We start from the raw sequence: 15,524 nt of genomic DNA, 5'->3' as shown, positions 1-15,524 counted from the left end.
GTGGAGCCAGCAGACAAAGTCGTCGTCGTCACCGGCGGTGCTGCGGGCATGGGCGAAGCGATGTGCCGCCGGTTCGCCGCCCTGGGCGCCTCGGTGGTTGTCGCAGACATCGATACGGCCGGCACCGCACGGGTTGCCGACGAAATCGGCGCCCTGGGCGTGGTCACCGATGTTTCAGATGAGACCCAGATCAAGGGCCTCGTCAACGCCACCCTTGCAGAATTCGGCCGCGTGGACGTTTTCGTCTCCAACGCCGGGGTCTTATGGGGCGAACCCCATGACGGAGTCGCGCCGCTGCATGAACGCGGCAACCCATGGGCCTCCAACGAAGCCTGGCAACAGGTGTGGGACATCAATGTCATGCCGCAGGTCTACGCGGCACGCGCGGTATTGCCGCACATGCTTGACCGCGGAACTGGCTACCTCATTCAAAATGCCTCCGCAGCAGGGCTTCTCACGGCGTTGGGTAACGCCCCCTATGCAACCAGCAAGCACGCCGTCTTGGGCCTAACGGAATGGCTGTCAATCCACTACGGCAGCAGCGGAATTCGCGTATCGTGCATCGTCGCCGAAGGCGTCCGAACCGCGATGCTGCGCGGCGCACAGGGAGAGTGGTTCGCGGTGGCCGGCGCAATCTCTGCCGAGGAGGCCGCTGACTGTGTCGTCGAAGGCATGCGGACCGAGCAGTTCCTTATCCTCACCCACCCGCTGGTGGAAAAATACTTCCGCGGCAAAGCGGCCGATTACGACGGATGGATCGCCAAGATGCGCAAACTACATGCAAAAACCCCGGGTCTGACCTCATGACCATTTGCGAGCGCGACGCCGTCTACATTGCGGGGAACTGGAGGCCTTCCCGAGGCGGCCGCATCGACGTACACTGCGCCATCAACGGCGCCGTCCTAGGGCGCATTCCCGATGCGACATCCGACGAGGTCGATGACGCGGTAGCCGCTGCGCGCGGGGCCTTTCCGGCGTGGTCGCAGGCGGCAATGGACACCCGGCTCGGCTACCTCACACGCTTAGCCGCCATCATCGACGAACGCTCTGACGACCTGACCGAACTACTGTGCCGCGAGATCGGCACACCGCTGCGGGTATCGAGGGCGGTGCAGGTAGGACTGCCCCGGCGGGTCCTGGAGAGCTACCGGGACCTCATGACGCGGTTCCAGCTCCAGGAGCAACTCGGCGAGTCGTTGATCATCCGTGAACCGATCGGCGTCGTCGCGGCGATCACCGCCTGGAACTATCCCCTGCAGCAGGTGCTGGGCAAGGTCGCTGCAGCGTTAGCGACCGGGTGCACGGTCGTGGTGAAACCCTCCGAGGTGGCGCCACTGAGCGCATTCGTCGTCGCCGACATTCTCGACGAGATTGGTCTGCCGGCCGGAGTCTTCAACCTGGTATCGGGCCGCGGCGCCACCGTGGGAGAACAGCTCGTTGATCACCGCGACGTCGACATGGTCACCTTCACCGGCTCGACCACCGCGGGACGACGAATCGGCGAGGTCGCCGCACGCACCGTCAAACGAGTCGCGCTCGAGCTGGGCGGCAAGTCCGCCAACGTCATCCTGGATGACGCGGACTTGGCTCAAGCCGTCAAAGTCGGAGTGGCGAACTGTTTCACCAACACCGGCCAGACCTGCACCGCGCTCACCCGGATGCTCGTACCCCGATCGCGGCTGGGCGAGGTCGAGGACCTCGTCCGGGCGCGTCTGGCGAGCTACACAATCGGCGACCCGCTCGATCCGGCCACCACGATGGGGCCGCTGGCCTCGGCAGCCCAGCGTGAGAGGGTCCGCGACTACATTCGTCTCGGCCTGGCCGAGGGGGCCGAGCTCATATATGGCGGTCTTGACGAACCGCAGGACGTGCCGCCGGGCTTCTTCGTCACGCCCACCGCATTTTCCAACGTACGACAGGACATGCGTATCGCCCGCGAGGAGATCTTCGGACCGGTGCTCTCGATTCTGCCGTATGACACCGAAGACGACGCCGTCGCAATCGCCAACGATACCGAGTACGGCCTCGCGGGCGCCGTATGGTCAGCCGATCCTGACCGCGCCCTGCGAGTGGCGCGGCGCTTGCGGACCGGCGCCGTCGACATCAACGGTTCCTTTTTCAACTTGCTCGCGCCGTTCGGGGGCTACAAGCAGTCCGGCAACGGCCGCGAGCTCGGCGTGTACGGGCTCAACGAGTTCTACGAACTGAAGTCTGTGCAGAACGCGCCGAACCAACGGTGACCAGAAGGGTGCCAAACAGTGGACTTCTCGGATGACACCGATCTCGACCTGATCCGCGAAGGCGTGCGCGCGGTCTGCTCGAAGTTCGATGACGACTATTGGGCTCGATGCGACCAGCGTCACGAATTTCCCTGGGATTTCTATCGCGCACTCGCCGACGGCGGGTGGATCGGTGTCGCCATACCAGAGGTTTACGGCGGTAGCGGCCGCGGGCTACTCGAGGCGTCGGTCATCTTGCAGGAAGTTGCCGCCTCGGGCGCGGCGATGAACGGATGCAGCGCCATCCACCTGTCGATCTTTGGCATGCATCCGCTTATCTTGCATGGATCCGAGGACATCAAACAGCGTTACCTCCCGCGAGTCGCCGCCGGAGAACTCCATGTCGCCTTCGGGGTCACCGAGCCGGACGCCGGCACCGAGACATTAGCGATTAAAACCCGAGCGGTTCGCGATGGTGACTCGTACGTGATTCGGGGACAGAAGGTTTGGACGTCCAAGGCGCTCGACGCTGACCGAGTGCTGCTGCTGGCGAGAACTACACCCGCCGAGCAGTGCGCCCGCCGCACCGACGGCTTGAGCTTGTTCATGGTCGACTTGCACGACCCGGCCGTAACGATTACCCCCATTCCCAAAGCGGGACGCAACGCTGTTTCCTCCTGCGAAACCGTCTATAACGACGTCGTCGTATCGGTCGCCGACCTGGTCGGGGAACAGGACAAAGGTTTCTACTATCTCCTCGACGGGCTAAACGCTGAGCGGGTGCTCATCGCATCGGAGGCGATCGGCACCGGGCAAGCGGCGCTGCGCCGCGCCATCGGCTACGCCAACCAACGCGTGGTATATGGCAGGCCCATCGGCCAGAACCAAGGTGTGGCGTTTCCCTTGGCCGAGGCGCACGCTCGCTTGGAGGCCGCCGAACTGATCACCCGACGCGCCGGGTGGATGCTCGACCATGGTGTGCCAGCTGGCCCCCAAGCCAATATCGCCAAGCTGCTCGCGGCCGATGCCGGCTTCCAGGCCGCGGACACCGCCATGCAGACACACGGCGGTTTCGGCTATGCCGAGGAATATCACATTGCACGCTACTGGCGCGAGGCGCGGCTGATGAAAATTGCGCCGATCCCACAGGAAATGATCCTGGCCTACGTCAGCCAGCATGTGCTCGGTTTGCCCAAAAGCTACTAGCCACAACGGAATTGATGAGGGGTACCGAGATTGACCAAGACCGGAACAGTCTTCGACTACATCGTCGTAGGCGGAGGATCGGCGGGATCGGTGGTGGCAGCACGGCTTGCCGAGGCAGGCGCTGAGGTTCTGCTGCTGGAAGCCGGTGTCAGCGACCGGCGCATCGACGTGCGGATCCCTGCAGCGGTCGCGCTCGCCTATCAGAAAGTCAACTGGAAGTATCCGGCCGAGCCTGACCCGTCGCGCACCGGACGTCCAGAAGCTTGGATGGCGGGCAAGGTGATGGGTGGCGGCGGCTCGATCAATTCCTGTGTCTACGTTCGGGGAAACCGCGCCGACTACGACGGCTGGGCCAAACAGGGCTGCACGGGCTGGGATTACGACTCGGTCTTACCTGCATTCAAACGAATGGAGACCTGGGCGGGGGGAGCCAGCGAGTTTCGGGGTGGTTCCGGTCCGATCGCCGTCAACGTACAAACCAATCGCGGCCAGGCCAACATGGCGTTTATGGAGGCCTGTCGACAAGCCGGCTACCCGGTAAACCCCGACTACAACGGGCGTGACCAAGACGGGGTCGGACTCGCCCAGGTCAATCATCGCCGCGGTACCCGGTCCCAATCCTCCCGCGAGTACCTGCGTCGCGTGGCCCCCCGAGCCAAACTCACCGTGCGGACCCACAGTTATGTGCATCGCGTCCTGGTCGATGGCGGCGCAGCAGTGGGAGTCGAGTACCGCCATCACGGCACGGTCATGGAGGCCCGGGTCCGAGAAGAAGTCATCCTGAGCGCAGGAGCGATCGGCTCCCCACGCTTGCTGCAGCTCTCGGGTATCGGCCCGAAGGCCGCGCTGTCGTCTGCGGGAGTGGAAACGCTGTTGCATCTGCCCGGCGTGGGCGAAAACCTGCACGAACACCCTTACTTGATGCAGCGTTGGCGGTCGACAATACCCACCATCAATAAGATGCGAGTCGGGACAGCCGCCAAAGGCCTCGCCGATTATCTGCGCGACGGTAGCGGTCTGCTGGCGATGACGATGGTGCAAGTTCAGTGCATGGCGCGCACGGAGCCCAGCTTGCAGACCCCCGACTTGCAGCTGCAATTTGTTCCCTTCGCCATCACCCGCGCCGTGGATGAGAACGGCATGTTTAACGTGCAGCCGGCAAAAGAGGAGGGCTTCTTGGCGTCGTCGACCTTCCTGCGACCGCGCACCCGCGGATCTGTCACGCTGCGCGGGTCAGCGCCTGACGCGACACCGCGCATCTCCTATCAGTTCCTCGCCGACCCGGACGACGTGCGCGACTGCCTGCTCGGGTTGCGTGAGGTGCAGCGGGTGATGGCCCAGCCGGCGATGACAGCGATCACCGACGGGCAACTCGAACCAGAGGCCAACTGTCGCAACGACGCCGATTGGCAGGACTATGTGCGCGCCGCCGTGACCCCGTCCTATCACCCAGTGGGGACCTGCAAGATGGGTGTGGACGACCTTGCCGTCGTCGACCCCGAACTGCGAGTGCACGGCATCAACAACCTGCGTGTGGCCGATGCCAGCATCATGCCCACCATCACTACCGGCAACACCAATGCCCCGTCGATGATGATCGGTGAACGGGCCGCCGAGCTCATCCTGTCTGGCAGCGCAAACCGAAACGGATTCCCTCATGTCTCACGATGAACACCAGGTTGGACGGACCCTTGGCGGGTGGCTGCGCGAGGAAGCGGCGCTCGACCCTGGGCGGCCGTTTGTGCAATGCGACAGCGACTGGGTCACGCTCGGTCAACTCGACACGCAGTCCGATCGCATCGCGGCGGCGCTGCAAGCGTGCGGGGTCGGCAAGGGCGACCGGGTCGCCATCAACCTCCCCAACTGCATCGAGTACATCGTGCTCATCTATGCCTTGGCCAAAGCTGGCGCTATCCAGGTCCCGCTCAACACGTACCTGCGCGGGGATTTTCTGCGTCACCAGCTGCTGCAGACAGACCCGACGGTGTACATCGCTGACAGCCAAGCCCTCGAGCTACTGTCGCCGATTCTCGACTCCCTTCCTCGCCGACCACAACTGATCCTTGTGGGGGATGGCGCCCAGGATGCGACGATTCAGCCCGACACGCACTACGCGCAGCTTCTCAACGCAGATGCGCCGCTGGTCGAACCCGAGATCGAGCCTGCCGACGTGTGCGCCATCATCTACACCTCCGGCACAACCGGGCCCTCGAAGGGCTGCACCATCACCCACGGCTACTACTGCAATCTGGTCAATGTGTTCGTCGAGAACGGGTGGTATGAGAAGGGTGACATTGTCTTCGGAGCAAACCCACTGTTCCACTTCAGCGGTCAAACCTGGCTCGTCACAGCAGCATTGGCCGTTCGCGGATCGGCGATCGTAGAGCCGGCTTTCCATGCCAGCACCTACATGGCACGCATTAGGGAGACGGGCGCCACCGCTGCCCTGGGAATGGGGGCGATGGGTATGGCGATTATGGCCCAGCCACCCCACGAAGACGACCGCAACCACAAGCTGCGCCATATTACGTTTATGCCCTCGACTGCCGATTTCATCGATCGCTTCGAGAAGCGCTTCGGCATCAGCCCCTTCGCGGAAGTGTTCGGCCAATCGGAATGCTGGCCAGTCCTGCTCGGTGATCCGCGAGACCAACGCCACGCCGGCAGCATGGGCAAACTGACGCGAGGACTGCAGGTCAAGATCGTCGACGATCACGACCGCGAGGTGCCCGCTGGCGAGGCCGGCGAGATTGTGGTGCGCCCCGATGAGCCGTTCCGCCTGTTCTCCGGATACTGGAACGATGATGCCGCGACGGTGAGTACCTTTCGGAATCTGTGGCACCACACTGGGGACTGCGCCCGGGTTGGCGCCGACGGATACTTTTGGTTTGCAGACCGAAAGAAGGACTCACTGCGTCGCCGAGGCGAAAACGTATCCTCCATCGAACTCGAGCAGGCCATCGCCGCGCACCCCTCGATCGCTCAAGCGGCCGTGCACGCCGTGCCATCTGATCTCAGCGAGGACGACGTCAAGGTCTGCCTCGTGCTGATCGACGGCTGCGAAATCCAGCCGGAGGAACTGTTCGAATTCTTTCGAAAGTCGATGCCCTACTACGCCATTCCGCGTTACGTCGAGGTACTGGAATCCCTACCGACCAACGCCAATGGCCGTGTGCAAAAGTTCAAACTGCGCGAACGCGGTGTCAGCGAAGCCACCCTCGACTTTGAAGAACTGGGACTGGTCGTCGCCCGCGGTGATCGGCGACGTTCCTAACGGGTATTCCTGACTGGGTCCCGGCAGCCTCCAGCACTCGGCCCGGTGCGCAGGGGAACGGATGCGGCGGTCGCGACGCCGCGAACAATGAAGGTGTTCCAAGTGATCAACTCATCATCCGGATTGTCGCGGCTTGAACTCACGATGAAAGCCGCAATGCCCCGACGAATGTCGGCGAGATTCGTCGGGTCGTTCGGTCGTGGCGGGGCGCGGTTGGAGCGTACTGCGCCGCAGGCCGCCGGCCGCCACGCAAGCGATCTGGCGGTGATCGATATACGCGTAGCCGGGCTAAGGCTCGCCAAGGCGACGCCGACCGCAGACCGCGGGGTAGCAACTACACCGTTGTCTGACCTACGCGAGCCTGGCGTGGCCGGATGACCGTATCGGGCGAGCGCCGCCAGTTTCAACGACTGCTGCACGGTGCTATCGCGTCCGGGCGTGTCCCGGCAGCGACTTCGGGCCTTGGGCCGCAAACGGTCTCAGCGATTGCCGCGGTCGCCGCTGCCCACCCGGAGGCCTCGATCCAGCTCGTTATCGCTGCCTGGGAAGCCTTCGCCGGCGACCAACATTCGATGTTGAGCACCGACCGTCGTCCTCGACAAGCGCGGGTGCGCTGAGCTGATATGCCAACAGCGGCTACTGGGCGGATCCCGTTCGACGGTCCGGTTCGGAGGAGGCTGTTCCCGTCGGTATGAGGTTGCGTTGATCGGTCTCGGATGATCGTCGCCCCTGAGCCCAGGTAAGGCGCACTCAATCACGTTGGGATCAGTAACGCCTCCTGTCCGTTGGGGATCGATGTCGTGGTCGATGTCTCGAGATGGAGTCGCCGGGCTGCAACAGGTGCTGGACCAGCACGGTCTGAACGCGCCAGTGGTTGCGATCGAGGCGATGGGGAGGCACGAGGTGCTGGCGCATGGACTCGAGACGAACGCGCCAGTGGTTGCGATCGAGGCGATGGGGAGGCGGCATCGAATCTGGTCGCTGAGTTCGAACATCGCCGCCCTGCTTCGGTGTGATTGGATGCGCTGTCGGAGACCAAGTCCGGCCGTATGCAGCGGGCTGATCAGTCCCGCGGCTAGGACCGGCCGAGGACCGCGACGCCTCGGTGGGCATCACACGGGGTCGGGCCCAGGCATCGCCGTCGTTCACCGAAACGTCGTGCTCGCTCGCGCGCCACGCGTGCCGCGTGGTCCTACCGACCGTTGCGATCCCAATCCCTTCGACGGAGGGATCGCTAAGGAATACTGAGTGGTGGACCATGAGGGCCGTGAGCGATATGCCGCTCGATGCCGCGGCCTTCGCTTGCCGACCGCTTCGGCTCTCACATGAAGCGCTGCCGGCCACGGCGACTACCTCAGCCTTCCGAAACCACCGCTCTGCCAACCACACTCAACGGCGACAGCTAGCCCCGCGCGGGGGCCCGGTCATCAGTGAGGACCGGCTCGACGGTGGCCTCAGCGAGGTGTGCGCGAAGGTCAACCGTGAGATCGCCCGCTTGATTGGGGGTTAGGGCGACACCAGCCGCTATCAGCTTGCGCGCAGCCATGTGGTCGCCCGGCCGGTTGAGGGACTCGACGCAACGCAGCACGCCGCCTTCGAAACAAAAGACCGAAAACCGGCCACTGGCCGGATCTCCGCGAAAGACGTTGTGGTCTGACGGGCCGCGAAGTCCGGCGATCTGCAGTTTCAGATCGCCCTGGTTGCTCCAGAACCATGGAACGCTCACGTAGGGTTCGGCCCGTCCGACAAGACGCGCGGCCAGAAATCGTGCCTGCGCCGTGGCGTTGTGTACCGACTCCAGTCGCACGTTGCGCCCGCTGGCGAACGGGTTGGGGCAGACCGTACAGTCGCCCACCGCCGAGATCCGCGTGTCTTCAGTGGCGAGGTATTCGTCAACGACAATCCCGTTGTCGACGCGAAGCCCAGCGCCCTCGGCGATCTCGGTGTTGGGAATCGCGCCGACCCCCACCAGCACCAGGTCGGCGGGGAGTTCGTGGCCGTCGCTCGTCACGACAGCGTTGACGCGGCCAGCCACCCCGCTCATCGCGCGGACGCTCGTGCCCAGGGCAACCCGCAATCCGCGAGCACGATGAGCGTCCAGAAGAATGCGGCCCATCTCGGGCGACACGACGCGGCCCATCAGTTGGTCGGAGACCTCGATCACTACGGCATCCACGCCTAGCTTGACCGCTGTCGCGGCGACTTCGAGTCCGATGAAGCCGCCGCCAACTACCACGAGATTGCGGGCGCGACCCAGCCGATCCCGGATGTCGTCGGCCTCATCCAGACTCCGCAGGCCGACAACGCCGTCGAGGTCGGCTCCAGTGAGAGGCAAGGCGCGGTTACGCCCCCCAGGGCGAGCACCAGATGCTCGTAGTCCAGGACCGTCCCACTGGCGAGTTCGACCCGAGCGTTGTTGCGATCAATCCGGCGTACCGAATCGTCGAGCATCAAGTCGATCTCGTGGTGCGCGTAGAAGCCGCTGGGGTGCAGCCAGAGGCTTTCCTGGGCGTTCGTGCCGTTGAGGTGGCCTTTGGATAAGGGCGGCCGCTGATACGGCAAATACGGTTCGTCACCGACAAGCACGATCCGTCCCGGAAATCCGAACTCGCGCAGTGCCGCGGCCGTGCTGGCACCGGCTTGGCCCGCGCCGGCTACGACAATGGTGGCCGGCATGGGCGCCGATGTCATAACTGGGTGGGCGGCACTCGTACGACGAGGCCGTCAAGTTCGGGTCCGACCAGGATCTGACAACTTAACCGGGAATTCGCCATCCGAGGCGAGGCGGTGTAGTCGAGCATTTCCTGTTCGTCTTCGCTGGGTGCGGCCAGCTGCTCTACATAGTCCTCATCGACATAGACGTGGCATGTGGCACACGCCAGAGTGCCTCCGCACTCGGCGACGATCTCCGAGACTTCGTTGCCGATCGCGCCTTGCATGACCGAAGTTCCCTCGGCCACCTCCACGATCACCACGTCGCCGCTGGGGCGGACGTATGTCACTTTCACCACGACTGCTACCTCCTGCACGCTCGTGTCGGCAGTCTAAACTAAAACCGAATATGTTGCACCACGCCCTGCCCACTCGGGGTGCCGGTCCGGTGGGGTGATCGGCACCGCGAGCACAAATTCCAGGCATTTCTTGCCGCAAATGTGACGCGCTTGACAGCTTCATGGCCAGAGTATAGAAACGAAACAGTTCTAAATCTGCGTAGGATTTGATCTCAGGATGCGGATGATCCGGAATCGGGCCGCCGACGTGACCCGCCGGCGGACACGGGGCTGACCCAATGCGCAGGGCGAGACTTCAGACAGGAGCTGCAACATGACCGAGCACGACATCGCCGAACCGGCACCGGTCGGCACATCGCCCGTCGATTTCAATCCGCTCGACCTCGAACTCGCCGACGACTTCTGGCCTCGGGTCAACGCGTTGCGGGAGACATGTCCGGTCGTGTTCAGCACCGCGCACTGGAGTGCGGAGGACACGGGCTTCTGGGTGATCAACAAGTACCAAGACGTGATGGATGCAGCGGTCAACTGGAACGTCTTCAGCAGTGCTGAGGGCGCGGCGCCAGTCCAGTTCGATCTCGACATCCTCCGGATGGTGCCGCTGGAGACCGATCCGCCTCTGCATCGCGGTGTTCGCAAGGCGCTCAACCCGTTGTTCACGCCCGAGGCGCTAGCCGCAGCCGAGCCCAGCATCCGCGCGACCGTCGACCGCCTGATCGACAACTGTGTTCAGCAGAGCCCCGCGGACTTCATTGCCGGCTTCACCTCCCAACTGCCGCCGATCGTCTTTTTCGAAAGCTTCCTGGACCAGAAGTCCGCCGACATCGGCTGGGTTCTGGAGGTCCTCGACGTCCTGTTGACACAACCCGACAGAGCGCTCGAAGTCGCCCCGAAATTGTTCATGTTCTGCATCGAGCTGCTGCAGAAGCGCCGCGACGAGGGGCGAACCGACGACCTGGCGGGGGTGATCGCCCACCTGGGCACCGGCGAATTCGACGACGGGCTCGAACTCGACGACCGGACCAGGATGGAGACGCTGAACATGGCAATCATGGGCGGCATGGAGACCACGATGGGGGCGTTGGCCGGCATCGCCCGCATCCTGAGCACGGACAACGATCTGCGCGAAAGCCTGCGCGGTGCCGACGACAAGGTGCTGGACAAGCATGTCGAGGAATTCCTTCGGCTGGAATCACCGGTTCCCACGGCCGGGCGGACACTGACCGCCGACACCGAAGTTCGCGGCTGCCCGATGCGAAGTGGTGACCGCATCTTGCTGAATTGGGCTGCGGCCAACCATGATCCGGAGAAATTCCCCGATCCGGACACCCTCGATTTCAATCGTCCGAATGGTTCGGCGCACCTGGCCTTCGGCGCCGGCATCCATCGATGCCTTGGCAATCACCTGGCGCGGCGGGAGCTCAAAGCAGCAGTCCGCGCGATTAGTGAGTTGAGCGTGTTTCAGCTCCAACCCGGCTACGAAGTGAAGTATCGACCGGCATTCGCCCGTGGCCCCATTGCACTGCCGGTCTTTCTGGAGCGTTGATCTATGGGACTTATGGAGGGGCGTGTCGCCATCGTCACCGGTGGTGGCCGCGGCATCGGCGGCGCGGTCGCCCGGCTGTTCGCCCGCGAGGGAGCCACGGTCGTCATCAATGACATTGGGGCGTCGCTGAGTGGGCTGGAAAGCGACGGCAATCCAGCACTCGAACTGGCGCATGAGATTGAGCAAAATGGCGGCACCGCGATCACGAACGGGGCCGACATCTCCGACCACGACGCCGCCCGCGATCTCGTCGAGTCAACCATCGAGCGGTTCGGAAAGCTCGATGTACTGGTGAATGTCGCCGGAATCTTGCGTGATCGGATGATCTTCAACATGACCGAAGAGGAGTGGGACGCCGTGATTCGGGTCCACCTCAAAGGGCATTTCAACACCATCAGGCCTGCCGCCGCTTACTGGCGCAAACTCGACAATCCCAACGCCCAACACAGAATCATCAACTACACGTCGAGGGCCGGCCTGCACGGGGCCCCCGGACAGCCGAATTACTCCGCCGCGAAGATGGGGATCGTCGGACTGACCTATTCGTGCGCGGTCGCGCTCAAGAAGTACGGAGTGACGACCAACGCCGTCTCGCCGGCAGCGGCAACGCGGATGACGGCGACCATCAAAGACGACGCCTACAGCACGGGTGGCAACGAACTCTCGCCCGACAGTATCGCCCCCATTGCCGCTTACCTGGGCTCTGAGCAATCCGGATGGCTCAACGGTCACGTGGTGCACGCGCGGGGCTACGAGGTGTCGCTCTACAGCGACCCCGAACCACTGGTGACCCTGCGCTCGGAGGGCCCGTGGGATCTGGAGGAAATGGCCAAAGAGGTGGAGACACAATTCCGTCCCATCACCGAAGCGGCCCCGCCGAACCCGTTCATCTGATGTCCATCAAAGGAAAAGCGTTCATCGCAGGGGCTTTCGAACATCCCGGACGCGAACTGCCCGACAAGTCGATCCCGCAGATTCACGCCGAAGTAGCCCTGGGTGCATTGGCCGACGCCGGCCTTGACCTCGCCGATGTCGACGGCTACTTCTGTGGGGGCGACGCCCCTGGGCTGGGGGGCTGGCGATGGCCGACTACCTCGGCCTCAAATTGCGCTACATGGACAGCTCCGACATGGGTGGCTCGGTGTACATGTCCCACGTGGGGCATGCCGCGGCAGCCGTCGCCGCCGGGAAATGCCGGATCGCGCTCATCACTTTGGGAGGGCGCCCCCGCACGACCTCGCTGCGGGCCCCCGGGCAGCTGATGGGCGATCCGCCGGAAAAATCGTTCGAACCGATTTTCGGAGCTAACGTCAGTGCGCTATACGCCCTTGCGGCGCAACGGCACATGTATCAATACGGGACCACCAGCGAGCAACTCGCCGAAATCAAAGTGGCCGCCTCAACACACGCTCAACACAACCCACACGCCCTGTTGCCGAAGGTCGTCACTGTCGAGGACGTGGTGAATTCCCCGATGGTGTCGACGCCGCTGCATCGCCTTGATTGCTGCGTAGTCACCGACGGTGGGGGAGCCCTCGTGATCGTCGCTGACGACGTCGCCTCCACGCTGGACCGCGACTGCGTGAAAATCCTCGGACACGGAGAGACCGTCGAGCACACCCGCGGCGGCTGGCAAGACATCACCGTGACCGGTGGTGTGCGGTCGGGCAGCGACGCGTTCGCCGAGGCCGGGGTGCGTCCTGCCGACATCGATTACGTCGGGCTGTACGACTCGTTCACCATCACCGTGTTGTTGGCGCTCGAAGACTTGGGCTTCTGCGCCAAGGGCGACGGCGGCACGTTCGTCCTCGACGGTGCGCTGCAGGCTCCCCATGGCCGACTGCCGTTCAACACCGACGGCGGATCCCTATGTAACAACCACCCGGCCAACCGCGGGGGAATGACGAAAATCATCGAGGCAGTCCGTCAGCTGCGCGGCGAAGCCCATCCCGCCGTGCAGATCTCTGACTGCAACCTTGCGCTGGCCCACGGAACCGGGGGCTGGCTGAGCACACGCATGGGCAACGCGACCGTCGTTCTAGGCCGGGAGGACGCATGAGCGCACCCCAATTACCGTCGCCGCCGCCGGGTGTCACACCCGACACCTCGGTGTTCTGGGCCGCGACGCTGGACGGGAAGTTGTTGCTGCAGCGGTGTGCAGACTGTGGACTCGCCGGCTACTACCCCCGATACGTCTGCGCGAATTGCCACCACACCAACCTGGCCTACATCGAGGCCAGCGGCCGGGGCAGCATTTACAGCCACACGGTGACGACCCGCGGAATCCTGGAATACGCAGACGCCGGCTCCTACGTACTCGCCATGGTCGAACTCAATGAGGGTCCCAAGATGCTGACCAACATCATCGGCTGCGATCCCACCGAGTTGTCGATCGGCCAACCTGTGGAGGTGGTGTTCTGCGCCACCGGTGGTGACGGTGCTCTGCCCCGCTTTCGGCCAGTCACTCCGGAGCCGTAATGGGGACTTACACTTTCGAGATCGAGCCGGGTCATGTTCTGGCGTTTGCTCGAGCTGTTGGCGACCAGCGACTCGCTCGCGAAGTGCCGGAAAACGGGACTGTGGTGCCGCTGACCTTCCCCGCCGCGTCAATCCAATTCGATCCCCAACACATGCGGGGCCTACGCCCCACGGGGGCGTTGGCAGTTGGTAGTTCAACGCCGGGCGGCAGCGTGCTTCACGCTGAGCAAGAATTCGAGTACTTCGCTGGCATGCACGTGGGAGATCGCCTTGCGGTCACAGAATACGAAGGCGCCAGCTGGCAAAAGCAAAGTCGGCGGCCCGGGACGCTGAAATTCCGAGAGCTCATCAGGGAGTATCGAAATACTGCGGGCGAGCTGGTTCTGCGTTCGCGAATGGTTCTGGTCGACACCGAGTTCGCCGCTAATGAGGTCGACGCCGGCCATGGGTAGCGATCTCCACACCGACCAGAAATTCGTCATCGGCGCCCGCCGCGAGGCGGTGGTGGACGCCGAAGTGACCCGCACCCAAATCGTCCAGTATGCAGCTGCTTCCGGTGACTACAGCCCGCTGCACACCGACGAACCGTGGGCGCAGCTGTCGGGATACCCCAGCGTCATGGCCCACGGCATGTTGACGATGGCGGCCACCGAAACGCTGCTGGCCGAGTGGGTAGGCCGAAATCGACTGGTGCGATACCGAGCACGTTTCGTGCACCCCGTGTGGCCAGGTGACGCACTACACGCAGTGGCAACGGCAGTCGCCGTACGCAGCAGTGCGCACGGCGATGAGGTCGACTTCGAGATCCGCACAACCAATCATCACGGCGTAGTTGTGCTGTCGGGCGATGCGACGGCCCGCGTCTGACTTTTGTGAGGAAGGAACCGATGACCGAACATCCGAACGCACAGCTCGTGCGCCGCCTCATGGCCGCGCTATCCGGTCAGGACCGGGCGGGGATTGAAGCCGCACTCGACGAGAGCTGCATCTGGCGAGTGCCCGGCGCCAACGCACTCTCGGGCGTCTATGCCGGTCGCAGCGCCATCTTTGCGCTGTTCGGCAAAATGAAGCGGATATTCACCGGCCCAGCACAATTCGAGATCATCGACATCACCACCAGCGCCGAGTACGCCGCCGCATACCAGTACGGCATCGTGAACGTCGGCGGCAAGACGGTGCGCCTGCGGGAGTGCCTGGTGTATCGCATCGCCAACGGCCGGATCGTCGAAGTCGACGAATTCCAGTCCGACGAGCGGGCATTCGACGAGGCATTCTCCAAAACCGCGGTCGAAGCCGCGATGGCGCAGCCGCAATGAGGCGAGCGACTTCGCGCACGATGGAGCCCGCCGACGCGCTGATGCTGGCCGGCGACGGTGCACATCTGGTGGCCGCACCCGGTTGCGGCGCACCAACCACCCTGCTGCAGGCGCTGAGCAAAGAAGCCCACGGTCGGGATTGGACCCTGAGCTCGGGGCTTCTGCTGGGCGACTATCCGTTCCTCGACGCGGTCCGCGCCGGAGACCTCCAGTACTGCACTTGGCATGTCATGGCGCCGATCGCGGATCTGATTGCCGACGGCGTTGCCAAATTCGTGCCGACGCGCGCCTCCCGGATCGCCGCGCTCTTGGAGGCCTGGGGGGTGGACGTCGCACTGGTGCGGATAACCCCCCGGACCGGCACGGCTACTGCTCGCTAGGACCCTCCGCCGGCTATAACCTCGACGCCCTGCGGCTGGCCCGGGTCCGCATTGGCGAGATCGACCCAGACCTGCCATGGACTCTTGGCAATAC

The 15,524-nt window shown here is 63.8% G+C and carries 14 protein-coding genes and 1 pseudogene; 13 read left to right on the top strand and 2 right to left on the bottom strand.

Features of this window, described 5'->3' with window-relative positions:
- The 5 genes from D3H54_RS26765 to D3H54_RS26745 are packed head-to-tail and all read left to right on the top strand — an operon-like array spanning nt 1 to nt 6,699.
- The gene (locus D3H54_RS26765) at nt 1-807 is read left to right on the top strand and encodes an SDR family oxidoreductase (RefSeq protein ID WP_149382671.1); all 807 of its coding nucleotides are present in this window, start codon (nt 1-3) and stop codon (nt 805-807) included.
- Nucleotides 753-2,240: an aldehyde dehydrogenase family protein gene (locus D3H54_RS26760; RefSeq protein WP_286199010.1), complete on the top strand. Its 1,488-nt coding sequence runs from the start codon at nt 753-755 to the stop codon at nt 2,238-2,240. Before D3H54_RS26765 ends, D3H54_RS26760 begins: the two co-directional genes overlap by 55 nt.
- Before the next feature lie 18 nt (nt 2,241-2,258).
- Complete coding sequence (locus D3H54_RS26755) at nt 2,259-3,425, top strand: acyl-CoA dehydrogenase family protein (protein WP_149382669.1); 1,167 nt, start codon at nt 2,259-2,261, stop codon at nt 3,423-3,425.
- Between the two features lie 30 nt (nt 3,426-3,455).
- Nucleotides 3,456-5,096 carry a GMC family oxidoreductase gene (locus D3H54_RS26750; RefSeq protein WP_149382667.1) on the top strand — a complete coding sequence of 547 codons (1,641 nt, stop codon included), beginning with the start codon at nt 3,456-3,458 and terminating at the stop codon, nt 5,094-5,096.
- On the top strand, nt 5,083-6,699 hold the full coding sequence (locus D3H54_RS26745; protein WP_149382666.1) for an AMP-binding protein: 1,617 nt from the start codon (nt 5,083-5,085) through the stop codon (nt 6,697-6,699). The genes D3H54_RS26750 and D3H54_RS26745 overlap by 14 nt, the downstream gene beginning before the upstream one ends.
- A gap of 1,402 nt (nt 6,700-8,101) precedes the next feature.
- On the opposite strand, the pseudogene D3H54_RS26740 reads toward D3H54_RS26745, so the two are convergent.
- Together D3H54_RS26740 and D3H54_RS26735 are read right to left on the bottom strand one after the other, a co-directional pair.
- Nucleotides 8,102-9,375: pseudogene (locus D3H54_RS26740) on the bottom strand (NAD(P)/FAD-dependent oxidoreductase).
- A gap of 11 nt (nt 9,376-9,386) precedes the next feature.
- Entirely contained in the window at nt 9,387-9,710 is a 324-nt protein-coding gene (locus D3H54_RS26735; RefSeq protein ID WP_149382664.1) for a 2Fe-2S iron-sulfur cluster-binding protein, read from the bottom strand.
- Nucleotides 9,711-10,023: 313 nt separating this feature from the next.
- Here D3H54_RS26735 and D3H54_RS26730 point away from each other — a divergent pair, with 313 nt between their 5' ends.
- The 8 genes from D3H54_RS26730 (at nt 10,024) to D3H54_RS26695 (ending at nt 15,430) form a co-directional block, all read left to right on the top strand.
- A complete protein-coding gene (locus tag D3H54_RS26730; RefSeq protein WP_168214978.1) occupies nt 10,024-11,256 on the top strand; it encodes a cytochrome P450 in 1,233 nt (410 codons plus the stop codon).
- A 3-nt stretch (nt 11,257-11,259) separates the two neighbouring features.
- Nucleotides 11,260-12,150 carry an SDR family NAD(P)-dependent oxidoreductase gene (locus D3H54_RS26725; RefSeq protein WP_149382662.1) on the top strand — a complete coding sequence of 297 codons (891 nt, stop codon included), beginning with the start codon at nt 11,260-11,262 and terminating at the stop codon, nt 12,148-12,150.
- A gap of 187 nt (nt 12,151-12,337) precedes the next feature.
- On the top strand, nt 12,338-13,315 hold the full coding sequence (locus tag D3H54_RS26720; protein ID WP_286199009.1) for a thiolase domain-containing protein: 978 nt from the start codon (nt 12,338-12,340) through the stop codon (nt 13,313-13,315).
- Nucleotides 13,312-13,734, top strand: coding sequence for a Zn-ribbon domain-containing OB-fold protein (locus D3H54_RS26715; protein ID WP_149382660.1), 423 nt, complete (start codon nt 13,312-13,314; stop codon nt 13,732-13,734). The genes D3H54_RS26720 and D3H54_RS26715 overlap by 4 nt, the downstream gene beginning before the upstream one ends.
- Nucleotides 13,734-14,186 (top strand): FAS1-like dehydratase domain-containing protein, encoded by a 453-nt coding sequence (locus tag D3H54_RS32265; protein WP_115327680.1) that lies wholly within the window; start codon nt 13,734-13,736, stop codon nt 14,184-14,186. Before D3H54_RS26715 ends, D3H54_RS32265 begins: the two co-directional genes overlap by 1 nt.
- On the top strand, nt 14,179-14,601 hold the full coding sequence (locus D3H54_RS26705) for a MaoC family dehydratase (protein ID WP_115327679.1): 423 nt from the start codon (nt 14,179-14,181) through the stop codon (nt 14,599-14,601). The genes D3H54_RS32265 and D3H54_RS26705 overlap by 8 nt, the downstream gene beginning before the upstream one ends.
- 20 nt (nt 14,602-14,621) lie before the next feature.
- Complete coding sequence (locus D3H54_RS26700) at nt 14,622-15,050, top strand: nuclear transport factor 2 family protein (protein ID WP_115327678.1); 429 nt, start codon at nt 14,622-14,624, stop codon at nt 15,048-15,050.
- On the top strand, nt 15,047-15,430 hold the full coding sequence (locus tag D3H54_RS26695) for a hypothetical protein (RefSeq protein ID WP_149382658.1): 384 nt from the start codon (nt 15,047-15,049) through the stop codon (nt 15,428-15,430). Before D3H54_RS26700 ends, D3H54_RS26695 begins: the two co-directional genes overlap by 4 nt.
- Nucleotides 15,431-15,524: the final 94 nt, after the last annotated feature.

This window comes from Mycobacterium sp. ELW1, from assembly GCF_008329905.1.
Classification (GTDB): Bacteria; Actinomycetota; Actinomycetes; order Mycobacteriales; family Mycobacteriaceae; genus Mycobacterium.
The sequence above is the reverse complement of the archived record's forward strand: the minus strand, read 5'-3'. Positions and strand labels throughout refer to the sequence as shown.